Origin of the sequence: Exiguobacterium sp. USCH10, from assembly GCF_037619445.1 — a bacterium.
In the GTDB taxonomy this organism is placed as follows: Bacteria; Bacillota; Bacilli; order Exiguobacteriales; family Exiguobacteriaceae; genus Exiguobacterium; species Exiguobacterium aestuarii_A.
The window spans coordinates 279,012-295,683 of sequence record NZ_JAQPZO010000001.1; the positions used below are offsets into that span (position 1 = coordinate 279,012).

A 16,672-nucleotide genomic window follows, 5' to 3' on the forward strand; every position below is an offset into this window, starting at 1 on the left:
GCTTTTCTTCAACTTTAAGAGTATAGCACACGTCACAGTACCTTTGTCGAGTGGAATCGACTGTGAACGTTTTCATTGGACGTTTTTTATCATACAATGAGGTAGAGAAGAGAAAATAAGGAGGAGTCTCCATGCAGCTTATGTTTCTATTAATTGCCATGGCCGTCGTCGCCGGGTTTGTCGGTATCGGCATCGGGGTGGCCGAAGGCAGCGCCGCCATCATTTTAGGAAGCCTCGTACTTAGTGGTGTCGCGACGTTTTTTGGCATTCAATTACGTCGTCGCATTCTTTCTGATCGTCAATCTTCATAAAGAAAGAGGGTTGCTCTGACAAAAGTCGAGCGAACCCTCTTTCCTTTTATTTGATGATTCAAATTGGACGCGTCAAGCAGATGCGGTCACGTAAGACCAAACCATCCTCCTCAATCGCATCGTACCCATGGTTCATGAAGTAATCACGTTCCACAGAATCAAATCGGAATCCAGCTTGTTGATAAAAGCGCAATTGCATGATGCTTGAATTCCCGGTACAAACGAGTAGTTCTTGACCGCCAAGTGCCGTCGCCCGTTTTACCGCGTCTTGTAACATCCGCTGACCAATCGTTTGGTTTTGTCTCTCCGGTTTCACCGCGATATTGACAAGCTCGACCCGTCCTGCCCCTTGCGATACGAGCATATAGGCACCGACGATTTCTCCTCCGAGTAACGCTTTAAACGTTCGTCCTGTTTGAAACTGTTCTCGCACCATCGCTTCATTCGGATTCGCTAAAACGAGCAAGTCACGAATTTCTTCATACGATTCATGTTCCACGATTTGAAGATCCGGCTTCGCTTCCGGGGTCACTCCTTTTGCGATGACATAGTGTTTGATGACGTCATTGACGAATGTCTCGCTTCCTGCCAATACAGATGTTCTCCCATCGTATCGAATCGGTTCCCCATATAAGGAAACGACCCGTCCACCCACTTCTTCTACGAGCAATTTTCCTGCGGCATAATCCCACGGCATGTTGCGCATCGTAATGTATCCGTCTACTCGTCCTGCAGCGAGCCAAGCAAGCTCAAGCGATGCAGCGCCGTGTGCCCGTGTCCCAATCGAGTCCCGAACAATTGGGGCAAGAATTTCCGGGGCAATTTGATGGTTCGGGGTGACCCACGTCGCATTCATACTTAAAAATGCATCTCGTACATGATGTTCATGTAGATTCGTCAATGTCCGTCCGTTTAATGTCGCACCATACCCTCTTCTTGCCATGAACATCTCATCCGCCATCACGTCATAGACAAATCCGTACTCTACGACCCCATCGACCATCACGGCCACCGAGATGGCGAACATACGCTTCTGATGAATAAAGTTTAACGTCCCATCAATTGGATCGACGAACCATACCGTTCCTGATAACGTGTCTGGCGTATCCGTCGTCCCTTCTTCCCCCATGATTTGATGGTCCGGGAATTGGTTTTGGATCCGGCGGACAATCAGCTGTTCCACCGCTCGGTCAATCTCCGTGACCAAGTCTCCTTTTCCGGTCTTCCGTTCCACTTCATAATGTTGATCAATCTCGCGACGAATCAGTTCTCCCGCCTGTTTGATTAAATCGACTGCAAACCATTCTATCATCTGTGATCACCTCAACTGTATTGTACCAAACAAAAACCAGTATCCGCTCGGAATACTGGTTGAATGTGTGTGTAATGGTCAGGCTTCGAGACGCAATAATTCTTGGCGATACTTCTCCAACCGATGCTTGCTAGCCTGAACTGTAGCATCATCCTGTGACGCCATCGCATCGAAAAGGGTTGCCAATTCATAATCAATCTCCAAGCGCAGCACCGGAATCCGTTTTTCTGCGTCTTTTCTTTTGAATGCCTCAATCACTTGTTTCATAAGATGCCACACTCCTTTTGTTGGGCTACAAGTTACGGTTTGGTGAGTTGAATTGAGTATATCAGATAAAATTCGAAAATGAAAGATAATTGTCTGACTATTTTGAATTTTTTATCTTAATGGATATATTCCCAATTTCAAATCCCTTAAACCTGAATTAGTGTTAGATAACTGTACCCGACTTTAAAGAAGTAATAACAAAAAAGCATGCCTGAATTTGCACGGGCATGCTCGGACTTACAGTTTAATCATTTTGCTCGACGACTTCATCGCTGCCTGAACGGTACGATACGTAGAATATCCAGTCTGTTCATCGTGAACCGCGTTCAGTTGTTTCTCCTCTGACTTAGATGTTACGATTTGCTTGAAGGCTCGATACGCGTCTAGGAAAACCTCACGCTCGACTCCACCTTCGTTCGCTTGTGCGACGACATTATAAAACTCGACGACCTCGATCAATTCATCAGTCGTCCAATCCGGATTAATCGGATAATTGATTTGCATATTGTTCACCTCGACACTCATTGTATCAACAAAAAAAACTATTGCAAGTTACGTCAGAAATCTCTATAGTTTTTTTGTTGCTTCTTTTTTTAAAATCAACATATAACGTAACGATATCATTCATCTAATAAATAAACTGATTCCAAGGGGGATTTACGATTGAAATTAAAAGGTGCTACTCAGCTCGAAACGCCACTATTTGACACGTTACTTGAACATGTCGACTCAAATCCGATTGCGTTCCATATTCCTGGTCATAAGAGCGGGAAAGGGATGGATCCGGAGTTTCGTGACTTTATTGGCGAAAACGCCCTAAAAATTGATTTGATTAACATTGCCCCACTCGATGACCTTCATCATCCAAAAGCGGCAATCGCTGAAGCGGAACGCTTGGCGGCAGAGGCGTTCCGTGCTGATGAGACCTTTTTCTCCGTTCAAGGAACGTCGAGTGCCATCATGGCGATGATCATGGGCGTCGTCGGACCGAACGAGAAAATCATCGTTCCACGTAACGTACACAAATCGGTCATGTCCGCGCTCGTCTTAACGGGTGCGCACCCGGTCTTCATCCACCCAGAATTCGATGAGACGTACGGCATCGCGCACGGGATTACAGCAAGTGCCGTAGAACGTGCACTCGAGCTTCACCCGGATACAAAAGCCGTACTCGTCATCAACCCGACCTATTTCGGTGTCGCGGGTGATTTGGAGCGCATCGTTGACGTCGCTCATGCACAAGATGTACCTGTACTTGTCGATGAGGCACACGGTGTCCATCTTCCGTTTCACGATGAACTCCCACTCTCGGCAATGCAAGCGGGAGCGGACGTGGCGGCAACGAGCGTGCATAAACTTGGCGGATCGATGACAGGAAGTTCCATCTTGAACGTACGCCGTGGTCTCGTGTCACCTGAGCGGATACATGCGATGCTTTCGATGATCACAACGACTTCAACATCATACTTGCTCCTCGCTTCTCTAGATGCGGCACGTCGCCAGCTTGCGACGAAAGGTCATATGATGAACGAACGTGCGCTTGACCTTGCTCGAGCAGCACGGACAGCAATCGGTCAAATGCCGAACTTGTCGGTTTACGGACATGCGGAACTTCATTCGGAATCGACTTATGCACTCGATGAGACAAAAGTTCTCGTATCGGTTCGTGAGCTCGGTGTGACAGGATTTGAAGTCGAGAAGTATCTTCGTGAGAAACACCGCATCGAAGTCGAGATGTCAGATCTATTAAACGTGCTCTTCATTGTCACGTCAGCAGACGATGAGTCGACGATTCAAGCATTGATTGAAGCGATGCGTGACGTCGTGTCCGTTTATCAGAAGTCTGGGAATGACTCACTATCGATCATGCTTCCTGAAATCCCGCCATTGGCTCTTAGCCCGCGTGATGCGTTTTATGAAGAGACGGAGACAATCCCTCTTGAGAACGCCGTCGGACGCATTTCAGCGGAATTCATTATGGTATACCCACCAGGGATCCCAATCATCATTCCAGGTGAATTGATCACAACGTCGACACTCGAATACATCATGGCCAACATCGAAGCCGGTCTCCCGGTTCAAGGTCTTGAAGATGAGTCTCTTCAAATGATTAAAGTCATTCAACAAACAAAAGCGATTCGCTAAACAAAAAATGAGCCGGTCATCATGACCGGCTCATTTTTTATGTCATCTCAGAAAAGGTGGCTGTAGATGATCGAATTGCTTCCCCTATTGACTATTATAAGAAAACGCTTACATTTTTTCAAGTGTCAATTTCTTCAGATGCTTCTGTTTTTTCAACTAGGCAGAGTCGTAAAAATTCAGCGACGTGCTCTGTGTCATTCAAGTTAATGCCGAGCATCGGATACAATTGACGGGGCTCTTCTAAAGCATGTAGATCGAGAAGGGCCGATTGACCGGTTTGCATACAGACGACTAATACTTTGCCCATGAATTGGTGTGTATAGACGAAACCAAAATCATAGCGGGCAGCTTCTGTCTCAATCCCGGTGAAACGTACGCGACTCGTCTCGGATACGGTATATAGTAACTCCTCATCGAATGCCATCAGGATTCCCTCCCTTCTCTCTTCACAAGTATTTTCCTTTATACTACAAGTATGAAACCTAAGGAGAGAGTCATTATGAAAATTGAGTATGCCACACCATCAAATCAAGAAGCACTCGTGCAGTTGATGCATGAGCTTTGGCCCGACGCACCGATTGAGGAATTGCGGATGGAAGTTAAGCTCGGTCTTGCTTCAAAGAAAATGCATTATTTCATTGCATCCTCTGACACAAAAGCGATTGGATTTTGCCAGCTCAGCTTCCGGCATGACTACGTACCAGGTTCTACCACGTCTCCGACTGCTTACGTGGAAGGAATCTATGTCGTTGAATCCGAGCGTCAGAGAGGTGTCGCTGCCCGTCTGATTGATGCTGCGTCAATGTTCGCTGCACGTCATGGTTGTATCGAACTGGCATCGGATACCGAACTTGAAAACGAGAGCAGCCAACAGTTCCATAAGAAGATTGGATTCAAGGAGGTCGAACGCGTCGTCACCTATATCAAAAAACTCTCTCACGAAACGTGAGAGAGTTTTTTCTAGCGTGCTTATTTAACGACGTGGATTGGCATACCCATTGCGATTTCAGCAGCTTCCATTGCCATCTCACCGAGTGATGGGTGAGCGTGGATTGTAAGTGCGATATCTTCAGCAGTCATACCAGCTTCGATTGCGAGACCAAGCTCAGCAATCATATCTGATGCGCCAGTACCCGCGATTTGAGCACCGATCAAGAGGCCGTCCTCTTTGCGAGTGATGAGCTTCATGAAGCCGTCTGGCTCGTCAAGTGCAAGTGCACGACCGTTCGCTGCGAATGGGAATTTCGAAACTGTGATTTCGAGTCCTTCTTCTTTTGCGAGTGGCTCTGTGTAACCAACCGTTGCGAGTTCAGGATCTGTGAAGACGACTGCAGGGATTGCAGAGTAGTCGAGGTAAGCTGGCTTACCTGCTGCTGCTTCCGCTGCGATTTTCGCTTCATAAGATGCTTTGTGTGCAAGTGGTGGTCCAGGAACGATATCACCGATTGCATAGATGTTTTCGTTCGAAGTCTTACACTGGTCATCGATTTCGATGATTCCACGGTCGCTGATTTTAACGTCCGCGTTCTCAAGACCGATGTCGCCTGTGTTTGGACGACGACCAACTGTGACGAGGACATAGTCCGCTTCAACAGATTGCTCTTCACCGTTTACTTCAAACTTAACGGTTACGCCGTCTTCCGTTTCTTCGACACCTTTAGCAAGTGCGTTTGTGTGGATTGTGACGTTCCCTTTTTGTTTGAGTTTCTTCTTAACGATTTGCGTCATTTGTGGTTCGAAACCAGACAAGATGTCGCTAGCGCCTTCTACAACAACTACTTCTGTATCAAAGTTAGCGTATGCAGTACCGAGCTCCATACCGATGTATCCACCGCCGATGACGACGAGTTTCTTCGGTACTTCAGGAAGTGCCAATGCGCCAGTTGAAGAAAGGACGCGTTTTGACCATTTGAACGATGGGATCTCGATTGGTGTAGAACCAGTCGCAACAATCGCTTTTTTGAATTTGTAAGGAGTTGAGCTATCTTCTGTGATGACACGAACTGTGTCTTCAGAAGCGAAGAAAGCTTCACCTTGAACGATTTCAATCTTGTTTCCTTTGAGGAGACCTTTGACACCGCCAGTCAATTTATTAACAACTGACTGTTTCCAGTCTTGAACTTTTGTGAAGTCCACTGACACGTTGTCAGACGAGATTCCCATTGAATCATGTCCTTTAGCGTGTTGGAAGTTGTGTCCAGCTGTGATCAACGCTTTCGATGGGATACATCCAACGTTTAAGCAGACACCACCGAAGTTGCCTTTCTCAACGATTGTTACTTTCATTCCGAGCTGTGCGCCACGGATTGCGGCAACGTATCCACCAGGACCGGCACCGATGACAAGCAAATCAGTTTCTTGTGCGAATTCTCCTACTACCATGTTCTTATCCCTCCATCATTAGAAGTGCTGGGTCTTCGAGCAAGCGTTTCACCATGTTAAGAGCGTTCTGTGCAGTCGCACCGTCGATGAGGCGGTGGTCAAAGCTGAATGAAAGTGCAAGTACTGGCGCAGCAACGATTTCACCGTTCTTCACGACAGCTTTCTCAGCGATACGGCCGATACCGAGAATTGCAACTTCTGGGTGGTTGATGACAGGTGTGAACCATTGTCCACCAGCAGAACCGATGTTTGTGATTGTGATCGATCCGCCTTTCATGTCTTCCCCAGCGAGCTTACCTTCACGAGCTTTACCTGCAAGTTCGTTAATGTTTGTAGCAAGTGCATAGATTGATTTACGGTCTGCATCTTTTACGACTGGTACAACGAGTCCGTTGTCCGTGTCAGCTGCGATACCGATGTTGTAATAGTTTTTGTAAACGATTTCTTCGTTCACATCATCGATTGAAGCGTTGATTGTTGGGAATGCTTTCGCTGCAGCAGTCAATGCTTTCACGACGAATGGCAAGTACGTGAGTTTCACGCCTTGGTCAGCCGCGACTTGTTTAAAGTCTTTGCGGAGTGCGACGAGTTTTGTAACGTCGACTTCGTCCATGAGCGTAACGTGTGGTGCAGTGTGCTTCGAGTTAACCATTGCTTTCGAGATGGCTTTACGGATTCCACGGATTTTCTCACGTGTTTCAAGTTCTGGAGTCGCTGACTCGTAAGGCTTGATTTCCGTTTTCGCAGCTGCTGCTGGTGCTACAGATTCTGTTTTCTCTGTTGTAGCTTCTGCAGACGGTGCTTCACCGTTCGCGAATGCATCGATATCTTCTTTCAAGACACGACCGTTGTCGCCAGAACCGTTTACTTCACGGATGTCGACACCTTTTTCACGTGCGTATTTACGGACAGATGGCATTGCGATGACACGCTCAGATTTGTGAAGTTGAACGTCGCGTGGCGCGTCTTCTTTCACATCTTCTTTTACGTCTTCTGTCTTCTCTTCTGCTTTCGGTTGTTCAGGTGTTTCTTCTTCACCTGCTGGTGCGTCGCCTTCGATGTCAAACGTAATGAGGACGTCGCCGACTACGGCAACTGTACCTTCAGAAACTTTAACTTCTTTGACTGTACCGTCGACTGGAGCTGGGATTTCAACGACTGCTTTGTCGTTTTGTACTTCTAAAAGAACATCGTCCTCTTTGACCGTATCCCCTGCTTTTACGAACCACTTGACGATTTCACCTTCGTGAATACCTTCACCGATATCTGGTAATTTAAATTCAAATACTGCCACTGGTTTTTCCTCCCATCAATTCATCATGTAAACACGACAAGGGAGAACATTCTCCCTCATCGTTTATTCGACACGATCTTAGAAGTTCACAACTTCCTTAACTTTTGCAACGACATCTTTATGGTCTGGTAACCACATGTCTTCACCTTGTGCAAATGCGAAGACTGTGTCTGGTGCAGTTACTCGAAGAACTGGTGCTTCGAGGTGAAGAATTGCGCGTTCTTGAATTTCAGTTACAACGTTTGCTGCGATACCTGCTTGACGTTGTGCCTCTTGAACGACGATCGCACGACCTGTTTTCTTAACAGATTCTACGATTGTGTCGATATCAAGCGGGCTCACTGTCATGAGGTCGATGACTTCAACGTTGATGTTTTCTTTTTCGAGCTCTTCCGCTGCTTTAAGTGAAGTGTGCACCATCGCACCGTAAGTGATGATTGAAACGTCTGTACCTTCACGTTTCACATCTGCTTTACCGAGTTCGATTGTGTAATCACCTTCAGGCACTTCGCCACGGAATGAACGATACAATTTCATGTGCTCGAGGAACACAACTGGGTCGTTGTCACGGATTGACGCGATCAACAAACCTTTTGCATCGTAAGGAGTCGATGGAATAACGACTTTAAGACCAGGTGTCTGAGCCATCAAACCTTCAAGGCTATCCGCGTGAAGCTCAGGTGTCTTAACTCCACCACCGAATGGTGAACGGATTGTGATCGGTTGGCTGTAAGCGCCGCCTGAACGGTAACGCATACGTGCCATTTGAGCTGCGATTGAGTCAAATACTTCGAATACGAATCCGAAGAATTGAACTTCCATAATCGGACGGAATCCAGTAAGACCTAGACCGATTGCAAGACCACCAATCCCTGATTCAGCGAGTGGCGTGTCGAAGACACGGTCTTCGCCGAGCTCGTCTTGGAGACCTTCCGTCGCACGGAATACCCCACCGTTTTTACCAACGTCTTCTCCGAAGAGAAGTACTTTCTCGTCGCGTTTCATTTCAACGCGCATCGCATCAGTAATCGCTTGGATCATTGTCATTTGAGCCATAACTTACTTCGACTCCTTTGCAGTATATTCTTCAAGCTGTTCTTTCAAGTTTGAAGGAAGTTCTTCGAACATGTTGTTGATGAAGTCCGAAACTTTTTGTTTTGGTTCTTTGTCAGCTTGGCTGATTGCTTCTTTCACATCAGCTTTCGCTTGCTCGATCACTTCGTTCTCCATGTCTTCGTTCCAGAGTTTCTTGTTCTCAAGGAAGAGACGGAAACGTACGAGTGGATCTTTTTCTTGATACTCTGTGTCGAGTTCTTTTGTACGGTAACGTGTTGGGTCATCCCCAGCGAGCGTGTGTGGTCCGTAACGGTAAGTGAGTGACTCGATAAGTGTCGGTGTTCCTTCGAGTGCGTCTACGCGAGCTTGTTGTGTAGCTGCAAGTACTGCAAGAACGTCCATTCCGTCTACTTGGATTCCGTTGATTCCAGCTGCAACAGCTTTTTGCGCGATCGTTTTAGCTGCTGTTTGCTTCTCAACTGGTGTCGAAATAGCGAAGCGGTTGTTTTGAACGACGAAGATTGCTGGTGATTTGAATGCACCTGCAAAGTTCAATCCTTCGTAGAAGTCACCTTGTGATGAGCCACCGTCACCTGTGTAAGTAATAGCGACATTTTTGTTGCCGTTGCGTTTGAGGCCCATAGCCACACCCGCAGTTTGAATGATTTGTGCACCGATGATGATTTGCGGCATCAATACGTTGACACCTTCAGGGATGCGGTTTCCTGCCACGTGTCCACGTGAGAACAAGAACGCTTGATAAAGCGGAAGTCCGTGGAATACGAGTTGTGGAATATCACGGTATCCTGGAAGGATCCAGTCCTCTTTGTCGAGCGCGTATTGCGTCCCGATCATCGTCGCTTCTTGACCTGCCACTGGCGCGTAGAATCCTAGGCGTCCTTGACGGTTAAGTGAGATGGCGCGTTGGTCCCAGATTCGAGTATAGACCATGCGGCGCATGAGTTCCTGAAGTTGCTCGTCCGTTAGGTCAGGCATTGCGTCTTGGTTGACGACCTCACCCTTCTCGTCGAGAATACGGAACGTTTGGAAGTTTTCTTCCACGTTTTGAAGTACCTGAACGTTGTTCATTCGTTTCACCTCATCCTTTCAACTATGAGACAATTGTCTTTTTTGTGATCAAACACTATCTCAAATCTTACGTGTATCTGTCCAAAAAAGCAATCTGTATTAACGTAATTCAGGAAAGTTATGCTCTCCTGCCGTTTCCTAGTTAGTATAAAACGGGTTGTTATAATAACGCAAAAAATATGCTTACTGAAATAAAACGCTTACATTCAAGGGATATGACATTCATTTTGTCTCTGTATCATTTTTGTTTCACCTTCTGTACCATCCACATTCTTCTCTCTTTAAATATGATATAATCAATCATATACGTTTTATAGAAAGGAAGTTGCACATGTTAACGATGAAAGACGTCATTCGCGAAGGAGACGAACGACTTCGCGCACGTTCAATTGAAGTACCGATTCCGCCAACCGAAGAGGACTTGGCGCTACTCGACGAGATGGAGACGTTCCTCGTCAATAGTCAAGACCCAGAGATGAGCGAAAAATACGAGTTACGAGGTGGTGTCGGAATCGCCGCGCCACAACTCGGTGTAACCCGTCGTTTCTTCACAGTCTTGCTACAAGAAGAGGAAGAAACGTTCAAACTCTCGATTTTCAATCCTAAAATCACGAGCCACTCCGTCGAACAGACATTTTTAAATGGTGGGGAAGGATGTTTGTCGGTCGACCGCGTGGTCAAAGGAAATGTACCTCGTTTTCGTCGAATCACATTAGAAGGGTTTGACCGAGACGGACAACCAATTAAGCTTCGTCTTCGGGGAATGCGCGCGATCGTGTGTCAGCACGAGCTCGACCATTTGGACGGTATTTTATTCTATGACCGAATCAATACGTCGAATCCGCTAGACACATACGGCGAACCGATTTAACATGTTTAGCTCGAGAAAAAGGGCACTGTTGTTACTATTCCCATTTTTATTTCTTTTAATCGGCGGATGTGTGCGCATTAATTACGATGCGACCGTGCATTACGATCAATCCGTTTCACTCGAAACCACTTATGCTTTCCGCGACCACCCAGTGATGAAGTTGCTCAATCTCAGACTCGACTGGGATACGTGGAAGGAGCAGGCCGAGGATAATGGGTACGAGACTGAAGATTATTCGAGCGCCGATGATTATGAAGGGATGGTCTTGAAGAAGACGTTCCGCAATGTGGATGAGTTACAACAGATTAAAGAAGAATGGAAAACCGGTCCAGCCGGAATTCTCGTCCCACCTGACATTCAATTCGATATCGAGCAACGAGAGGGCATCTGGTTCGACTCTTACACGATGCAGACGAACCTCGATCTTCGACTAGATCAGGTTGACTTACCTGGTGTCGAACTGTCGGGTTCACCTAAGAAATTAGCTGAACGATATATCCGGCAAGCCGATATCCGCTTTAATTTAACCGTTCCGACCGGCGTGTTCGTGGAAGACGGGACTGGTCTTGACCTTCGCTCCATGAAGCATGTCGAGTGGCAAGTGTACGGAGGACGCCAAAATAATTTAACACTCGTCGCCCATGTGCCAAACGTTAAAGCATGGGTGATCACCATCACCGTATTTGTCGCTGCGATTATTTTAGGGTATTTCATTTGGCGTAAATATCGAAAAAACATCGGTAACCCTAGGGAAACATCGATTCGTTCGCGCCTGTTAGGGTTATTGATTGTCTCCCTTTCACTCGTATTGATTGTCGGGACATTCCGACAAGAATTGGCGAATGAGCGACAAACCGAGGCGATTCGCCAAGCGTCGCAGACGAACGAGTTTATCCCTACTTTCGCGGTGCATGGTCTACTCGGGACTGACCGAACGTTCCTCCGCTTCTCGCAAGCGATGGAAGAGAGTGGCCAAGCAACCGACGGTGCCCTTTGTACGGTTACCGTCAAAGGAAAAACCGACTGCGAAATTTATGACTACAGCTCGAATCGTCCAATCGTTCGAATCGAGTTCGAGGATGCAGAAGCTTCTTTGAACAATCAAACAAAATGGTTAAATTCAGCCATTGAAACGTATAAGAAAACGAGAAACCGCTCATTCGATCGCATGTATATCCTCGGTCATAGTATGGGTGGCGTTGCGGCTGCCAACTACATTTTGAACCAGGAAACATACATCGTCGATAAGTTCGTCACGTTTGATAGTCCATTCGGCGGCACTCGACTCGCAAACTTTGGCCTATCGGCTAGTAACTTTGGAATCAACACAGGTAGCCCTGCCATCCGTGACTTATCACCTAACTCGGACGGGCTACAAGCGTTCCAGTCAAAACTTGAGACATGGCCACGATCCGTACAAGTGCTATCCTTCTCTGGACGAGGCGGCGAGTTTAATCTGATTGAGCCGTCAAGTTCTCTGTTACTCGAAAAGTATACGAATAACATTCAGACAGAGACCGTACCGTACGATCACTTCTCGCTTCACCGTAAGAGTGACGTCTTGAAAGAGTCTGGGAAATTCTTATACGAATACACGAACGAGTTTAATCCAATCGAGACGAACTAACGTCAAAACAGCTATCCCCAATTTGAGGATAGCTGTTTTTTTAGTACGTCATCGTCCATGTTACTTTTTGAAGCCAATACATCACGTACTTTCCGAGTGGGATGTCGGTTTGAATCTCGTCATATGCCACTGTGTACGTTCCATTCTCGTTATTCCATAAGCGATTGAAATAATCGTCTACCTCGTCAAAGAAAGCTGTATCCTCTTCTCCTTTTACTTCGACATCTGCCTCGAGGTTGTAGTCGTTCATATTCCGTGTCGTATAATTCCCAGAACCTAGGACGACCGTCTTCTCTTCCCCGTCCACATAGAGGATTTTTGGATGATATTGTTCTTTGCCGACCTCATACCAACGAATTTCGATTTGTTCAGGATTGACGGTATTCAGTTCTGCCGTCACAGGTAAGTTCGGCAATCCCGATTTTGAACGACCGAACGCGTTCGTATTCGGGTCGAGAATCATGTTCACGGTCACGCCTCGACCGGCGGCATCTTCAATCGCTTGAATGATATTTCGATCAGCCAAATAGAACATACCAATCCATATCGTATCCCCTTCCGTCGCCCCGTTCATCGCATCGAGCACTGACTCCTGGATTTTCCCTTCCGTGACGTAACGAATCTCCATCGGCGCCTCGGTCGGTTCGCTCTCAATCGTTGACAACGCCTCATCATCCGGGAAACGCCGCGCATCGCCTTTGGAGAACGTCGCGACCGCTTGCTCCCCTTCCACAATTTCTTTTAAAATAGGGCCTTTTAAATGGACACCGACGTTAGAGTGATATCCACTTGCATCATGCGGGTTCGCCGATAGAACAAACCCTTCATTTTCTGTCACCATCACTTTTCGATGGTTCGCTTTAATATTCAGTAATCTTAAATACGCCCGGACGGTAATATCCGGTGCCGACGAGGCCATCGGATTCGGCAACCAGCCGTCCTGACTATTGCCAAACCATTGAATCGCCATCCGATAAAACGTGGAGTACAGAATGTTTGGGTCACGAAGTGCATCGAGATTCGTGTAGACAACTTCGACTCCCGCCTCTTCAAGTACATCGAAGTGGTCGGAAACGTGTCCGTTATACGTCGTATTGATGTCGTCTGTAATAAAGACGACTTTCAAATCCGGGTATCGCTCCATTTGCTCTAGCAGCGCTGATGACAATCGCGCCGTGATATCCGGATATTGCCGGTCTTCATTCGAATAAGGGTTGAATAAGAAAAAGTCCATGACGATATATTCCTCGGCTTCCTGAATTGCTCGCTCGACTTCATCAAAAATTTCTTGCTCGACAATCTCTGTATCTTCCCCTTGATATGTCAAATCATGAAGAAAATCGATTTGATCATCTGAAATGAGATAAGGTTCAGATTGTCGTGACACTCCTTCCGGTAACGGTTTCACTTGATGATACACAAGTGTGATGAGAAAAATGACAGCGATAATGACCAATCCCCACTTGAACCATCCTTTTTTCCCTTTTTCTTTAGCCATGAGTTCCCCTCCTCCTTTGCGGTTAAAAAAACAGGCTGTAGTCACCTACAGCCCGTTCAATCATACTTCCATAATAATCGGCAGGACCATCGGGTGTCTCCGCGTCTTTTGTGCCAAATATGGTGTGAGCGTATCGGATACGAGTTGCTTCATCTCCGACCACTTCATCTGTTTATTTGACAACCCTTGCTCGACGGTTTTCTTCAACAAACGTTCGCCGTCGCGAATCAAGCTACCTGATTCACGCATATAGACGAACCCACGTGAGATGATATCCGGTCCTGAAACGAGTTTACGTGTCTTGCCATCGATACTGATAACAACGACGACGAGTCCATCTTCAGAAAGGATACGACGATCCCTTAATACAATATTCCCGATATCGCCGATTCCATTCCCATCAATGTAAACGGCGTTCGCAGAAATTTTACCAGTGACCGCAGCCGACTCAGAATCGACAGCGAGCACTTCTCCGTTATCCATGACGAAGCTATTTTCTTTCGGAATCCCGACTGATTCAGCAAGCTCCGCATGTTTCTTCAGCATGCGATACTCTCCGTGAATCGGCATAAAGAATTTTGGATTGAGAAGACGAATCATTAACAACTGTTCTTGTTGTGAACCGTGTCCAGACGTATGAATGTTCGTCAATTTCCCGTACACGACGTCAGCCCCTGCTTTATACAACTGGTCAATCGTCTTCCCGACCGAGATGGCGTTCCCCGGAATCGGAGAAGATGAGAAGATGACCGTGTCTCCTGGGATAATCGACACTTGACGGTGTGTTCCGTTCGCGATACGACTAAGCGCGGCCATCGGTTCACCTTGTGAACCGGTACAAAGAATGGCAATCTCGTTCGGGTCATAGTGACGCATTTGATTCGCTTCAATGATCATCCCTTTCGGAACGTTGATGAATCCGAGCTCTTGCCCGATCGTCATGACTTTCTCCATGGAACGACCGAAAATCATGAGATGACGCCCAGTCTCAGCACAAGCATCGACGACTTGTTGTAAACGATAAATGTTCGATGCGAATGTGGCGAAGATGATTCGACCGTCCGCTTTACGGAACGTCTCGCTAATCGTCCCCCCGACGACGCTCTCACTCATGGTGAAGCCTTCGACTTCCGCATTTGTCGAATCAGACAAGAGGCAGAGCACGCCTTCTTTTCCGATTTCCGCCATCTTCGCGAGGTCGGCAGGTTCACCGACTGGAGTGAAGTCGAACTTGAAGTCACCTGTATGGACGATGTTCCCCTGTGGTGTTTTGACGACAACACCGAGCGAGTTCGGAATCGAGTGCGTCGTCCGGAAGAACGAAATGCTCGTTTTACGGAACTTGATGAGTGAATCCTCATCGATTTCGTGGAGTTCCGCTTCACGCAACAATCCATGCTCCTCGAGTTTTACTTTAATCAAACCGAGCGCAAGTTTCGTCGCATAAATCGGTAATTGGACTTGCTTGAGTAAGAATGGAATTCCCCCGATATGGTCTTCGTGACCGTGCGTGATGAATACCCCTTTTACCTTGTCCTTGTTTTTAATCAAATACGAGTAATCCGGAATCACATAGTCAATCCCAAGCAAGTCATCCTCTGGGAACATGATTCCCGCATCGATGACGATGATTTCATCTTGGAATTGAACAACGTATGTGTTCTTCCCGATTTCTCCTAGTCCGCCTAATGCGAACACGGCTGTTTGGTGGTTCTTAACAAACTTCATTTAATCTCTCCTTACTTCAATTATTAATACATCTATGTGAAACATAAGTGATTCTCGAATATGTCCGTAAGATTCTTTTTTCATTATAGCTCATATCATGGCAATATTTCACTAACGATGTGATATTCGTGGTAGTTTCCCTATTTCGTGTTATCCTTTTAGTGGGATCGAAAAACATATTTTTTAGACAAAGAGAAAGAATGGTGAATCAAATGGAAGATCAAAAAGTTGTTTTTTTCGACATTGACGGCACACTCTTGCATGAAGGTAGCTATATTCCACCTTCAACGATTTCAGCGATTCAAGCGCTTCGTGAAAACGGCGTCGAGACATTTATCGCGACGGGACGAGGACCAGCGATGTTATCAGATATCCCGGAACGTGTCGGAATCGATAGCCTCGTTTGTTACAACGGTCAAATCGTCGTGCATAAAGGTGAAATCGTGTATCGCAACACCCTGTCTAAAGATGCGCTCGGTCGTTTGACGACTCATGCCGCTTCGAACGACCATACTCTCGTCTACCTGGGACAAGATCGCGGCGGCGCTTCAAAACCGGATGACGCCATCGTCAAGCAATCACTCGGAGAACTCGACATGCCGATTCCTCGCTACGAACCAAACTTCCACGCAGAAGAAGACGTCTATCAGACGCTCCTTTACTGTACACCTGAAGATGAGCATCACTATCTCGATGCCTATCATGAGTTCGACTTCATCCGCTGGCATCCACATGCGATGGACGTCATCAATAAAGGTGCTAGTAAAGCCGACGGCATTCGTCACTTTATCGAAGCGAACGGTTATCGACTTGAGAATACGTACGCGTTTGGAGACGCTTTGAACGACTTGGCCATGCTCCAATATGTAGGGACAGGGATTGCCATGGGAAATGCTCGTTCTGAAGCGAAAGACGTTGCGGACTTTGTGACGAAATCGATTCTTGAAGATGGCATCGAATATGGATTGAAAGCGATGAAATTAATGTGAACTACTCGCCACTTATTTGCCTCACAAATTGAAGGGGGAGCTTCTTGGGAAGACCGTACTTTTACTAGCCACGGTTGTTTACCAAGCTCGTCGGGTGGTTCCC

16 protein-coding genes are annotated in these 16,672 nt (G+C 46.7%); 6 read left to right on the top strand and 10 right to left on the bottom strand.

Features of this window, described 5'->3' with window-relative positions; all coding sequences use genetic code 11:
- Positions 1-131 precede the first annotated feature (131 nt).
- A complete protein-coding gene (locus tag PQI28_RS01460) occupies positions 132-311 on the top strand; it encodes a DUF5325 family protein (protein ID WP_074034965.1) in 180 nt (59 codons plus the stop codon).
- A gap of 58 nt (positions 312-369) precedes the next feature.
- On the opposite strand, the gene PQI28_RS01465 is transcribed toward PQI28_RS01460, so the two are convergent.
- From PQI28_RS01465 to PQI28_RS01475, 3 genes are all read right to left on the bottom strand, one after another.
- Positions 370-1,623: an inositol monophosphatase family protein gene (locus tag PQI28_RS01465; RefSeq protein ID WP_214783971.1), complete on the bottom strand. Its 1,254-nt coding sequence runs from the start codon at positions 1,621-1,623 to the stop codon at positions 370-372.
- Between the two features lie 78 nt (positions 1,624-1,701).
- Positions 1,702-1,890 carry a hypothetical protein gene (locus PQI28_RS01470; RefSeq protein ID WP_015881266.1) on the bottom strand — a complete coding sequence of 63 codons (189 nt, stop codon included), beginning with the start codon at positions 1,888-1,890 and terminating at the stop codon, positions 1,702-1,704.
- Positions 1,891-2,127: 237 nt separating this feature from the next.
- Positions 2,128-2,394 (bottom strand): UPF0223 family protein, encoded by a 267-nt coding sequence (locus tag PQI28_RS01475; protein ID WP_214748331.1) that lies wholly within the window; start codon positions 2,392-2,394, stop codon positions 2,128-2,130.
- Positions 2,395-2,553: 159 nt separating this feature from the next.
- Here PQI28_RS01475 and PQI28_RS01480 point away from each other — a divergent pair, with 159 nt between their 5' ends.
- On the top strand, positions 2,554-4,035 hold the full coding sequence (locus tag PQI28_RS01480; RefSeq protein WP_214760628.1) for an aminotransferase class I/II-fold pyridoxal phosphate-dependent enzyme: 1,482 nt from the start codon (positions 2,554-2,556) through the stop codon (positions 4,033-4,035).
- A gap of 118 nt (positions 4,036-4,153) precedes the next feature.
- Here PQI28_RS01480 and PQI28_RS01485 read toward each other — a convergent pair whose 3' ends face one another.
- Complete coding sequence (locus PQI28_RS01485; protein WP_074034985.1) at positions 4,154-4,459, bottom strand: DUF3055 domain-containing protein; 306 nt, start codon at positions 4,457-4,459, stop codon at positions 4,154-4,156.
- Positions 4,460-4,534: 75 nt separating this feature from the next.
- On the opposite strand from PQI28_RS01485, the gene aac(6') reads away from it, so the two are divergent.
- Positions 4,535-4,984 (top strand): aminoglycoside 6'-N-acetyltransferase, encoded by a 450-nt coding sequence (gene aac(6') / locus PQI28_RS01490; protein WP_339962368.1) that lies wholly within the window; start codon positions 4,535-4,537, stop codon positions 4,982-4,984.
- A gap of 20 nt (positions 4,985-5,004) precedes the next feature.
- Here the strand turns inward: aac(6') and lpdA are convergent, their stop codons facing one another.
- From lpdA to pdhA, 4 genes are all read right to left on the bottom strand, one after another.
- A complete protein-coding gene (gene lpdA, locus PQI28_RS01495; protein ID WP_074034989.1) occupies positions 5,005-6,417 on the bottom strand; it encodes a dihydrolipoyl dehydrogenase in 1,413 nt (470 codons plus the stop codon).
- A gap of 4 nt (positions 6,418-6,421) precedes the next feature.
- Positions 6,422-7,711: a dihydrolipoamide acetyltransferase family protein gene (locus PQI28_RS01500; protein ID WP_015881260.1), complete on the bottom strand. Its 1,290-nt coding sequence runs from the start codon at positions 7,709-7,711 to the stop codon at positions 6,422-6,424.
- A gap of 78 nt (positions 7,712-7,789) precedes the next feature.
- The gene (locus tag PQI28_RS01505; RefSeq protein WP_074034993.1) at positions 7,790-8,767 is read right to left on the bottom strand and encodes an alpha-ketoacid dehydrogenase subunit beta; all 978 of its coding nucleotides are present in this window, start codon (positions 8,765-8,767) and stop codon (positions 7,790-7,792) included.
- Positions 8,768-8,770: 3 nt separating this feature from the next.
- Positions 8,771-9,856: a pyruvate dehydrogenase (acetyl-transferring) E1 component subunit alpha gene (pdhA, locus tag PQI28_RS01510; protein WP_015881258.1), complete on the bottom strand. Its 1,086-nt coding sequence runs from the start codon at positions 9,854-9,856 to the stop codon at positions 8,771-8,773.
- A gap of 331 nt (positions 9,857-10,187) precedes the next feature.
- On the opposite strand from pdhA, the gene def reads away from it, so the two are divergent.
- A complete protein-coding gene (gene def, locus PQI28_RS01515; protein ID WP_214783980.1) occupies positions 10,188-10,727 on the top strand; it encodes a peptide deformylase in 540 nt (179 codons plus the stop codon).
- Position 10,728: 1 nt separating this feature from the next.
- On the top strand, positions 10,729-12,354 hold the full coding sequence (locus tag PQI28_RS01520; RefSeq protein WP_445236739.1) for an alpha/beta hydrolase: 1,626 nt from the start codon (positions 10,729-10,731) through the stop codon (positions 12,352-12,354).
- Between the two features lie 40 nt (positions 12,355-12,394).
- Here the strand turns inward: PQI28_RS01520 and PQI28_RS01525 are convergent, their stop codons facing one another.
- Complete coding sequence (locus tag PQI28_RS01525; protein ID WP_339962370.1) at positions 12,395-13,852, bottom strand: phospholipase D family protein; 1,458 nt, start codon at positions 13,850-13,852, stop codon at positions 12,395-12,397.
- 60 nt (positions 13,853-13,912) lie between these two features.
- A complete protein-coding gene (rnjA, locus tag PQI28_RS01530) occupies positions 13,913-15,580 on the bottom strand; it encodes a ribonuclease J1 (RefSeq protein ID WP_015881254.1) in 1,668 nt (555 codons plus the stop codon).
- Positions 15,581-15,780: 200 nt separating this feature from the next.
- Here rnjA and PQI28_RS01535 point away from each other — a divergent pair, with 200 nt between their 5' ends.
- Positions 15,781-16,569: a Cof-type HAD-IIB family hydrolase gene (locus PQI28_RS01535; RefSeq protein WP_214783989.1), complete on the top strand. Its 789-nt coding sequence runs from the start codon at positions 15,781-15,783 to the stop codon at positions 16,567-16,569.
- Positions 16,570-16,672 lie beyond the last annotated feature (103 nt).

Coding starts and splice junctions, on each gene's coding strand:
- PQI28_RS01525 (WP_339962370.1), bottom strand. CDS start 13,852: ATGGCTAAAGAAAAAGGGAAAAAAGGATGGTTCAAGTGGGGATTGGTC.
- PQI28_RS01520 (WP_445236739.1), top strand. CDS start 10,729: ATGTTTAGCTCGAGAAAAAGGGCACTGTTGTTACTATTCCCATTTTTA.
- PQI28_RS01460 (WP_074034965.1), top strand. CDS start 132: ATGCAGCTTATGTTTCTATTAATTGCCATGGCCGTCGTCGCCGGGTTT.
- PQI28_RS01505 (WP_074034993.1), bottom strand. CDS start 8,767: ATGGCTCAAATGACAATGATCCAAGCGATTACTGATGCGATGCGCGTT.
- rnjA (WP_015881254.1), bottom strand. CDS start 15,580: ATGAAGTTTGTTAAGAACCACCAAACAGCCGTGTTCGCATTAGGCGGA.
- PQI28_RS01475 (WP_214748331.1), bottom strand. CDS start 2,394: ATGCAAATCAATTATCCGATTAATCCGGATTGGACGACTGATGAATTG.
- PQI28_RS01465 (WP_214783971.1), bottom strand. CDS start 1,623: ATGATAGAATGGTTTGCAGTCGATTTAATCAAACAGGCGGGAGAACTG.
- PQI28_RS01535 (WP_214783989.1), top strand. CDS start 15,781: ATGGTGAATCAAATGGAAGATCAAAAAGTTGTTTTTTTCGACATTGAC.
- PQI28_RS01470 (WP_015881266.1), bottom strand. CDS start 1,890: ATGAAACAAGTGATTGAGGCATTCAAAAGAAAAGACGCAGAAAAACGG.
- def (WP_214783980.1), top strand. CDS start 10,188: ATGTTAACGATGAAAGACGTCATTCGCGAAGGAGACGAACGACTTCGC.
- PQI28_RS01485 (WP_074034985.1), bottom strand. CDS start 4,459: ATGGCATTCGATGAGGAGTTACTATATACCGTATCCGAGACGAGTCGC.
- lpdA (WP_074034989.1), bottom strand. CDS start 6,417: ATGGTAGTAGGAGAATTCGCACAAGAAACTGATTTGCTTGTCATCGGT.
- pdhA (WP_015881258.1), bottom strand. CDS start 9,856: ATGAACAACGTTCAGGTACTTCAAAACGTGGAAGAAAACTTCCAAACG.